The sequence below is a fragment of the Trinickia sp. EG282A genome (assembly GCF_040965455.1).
Taxonomy (GTDB): domain Bacteria; phylum Pseudomonadota; class Gammaproteobacteria; order Burkholderiales; family Burkholderiaceae; genus Trinickia; species Trinickia symbiotica.
The window spans coordinates 1-486 of sequence record NZ_JBFRCC010000030.1; the positions used below are offsets into that span (position 1 = coordinate 1).

A 486-nucleotide genomic window follows, 5' to 3' on the forward strand; every position below is an offset into this window, starting at 1 on the left:
TCCCCATCCCACACGAATCCGAACGGCTTCTTGTCCTGAGCAATGGCGGTCCAGATGCGGTTGCAGTAAGCGCTCGTCATCGAGACCTCGCGGTCGGCCAGGAGCTGAGGCGGCTGAGCACCCGCTTCCCACCAGACGATCGAGGACTTGATCGTATCCAGTTTCTTGAACGCGCGGGTGACGCCCGCCGGTGTAGCCAGCACCTTGTACACGTCAGCCGGCTTTACGCCATCAGCGAGCAGCGCCCATTCAAGAGCCGCTTCGGGTGATTTCCGCAGGCCCCGCTTGCCGGGAAATTTCTTCAGATCGAAAAAGTCCGCAACGGTCTTCGGCTCGCCGTTCTTGAAGGCTTCCTTGTTATAGGTAATGACAGTCGACCACGCTACGTTGCCGACCATGCAGTCCGTGACACCGCCGGGCAGGAAATCCGATTTTGCGGGCGTTCCGTTTTTGGCGGCCGGCAGCGCGGCGACATTGACCTTTTCC

1 protein-coding gene is annotated in these 486 nt (G+C 60.1%); it reads right to left on the reverse strand.

Translation table 11 applies throughout. The features are described from left to right. A partial coding sequence (locus tag AB4Y31_RS31760; protein WP_368677419.1) for an extracellular solute-binding protein occupies positions 1-486 on the reverse strand: 486 nt, incomplete at both ends.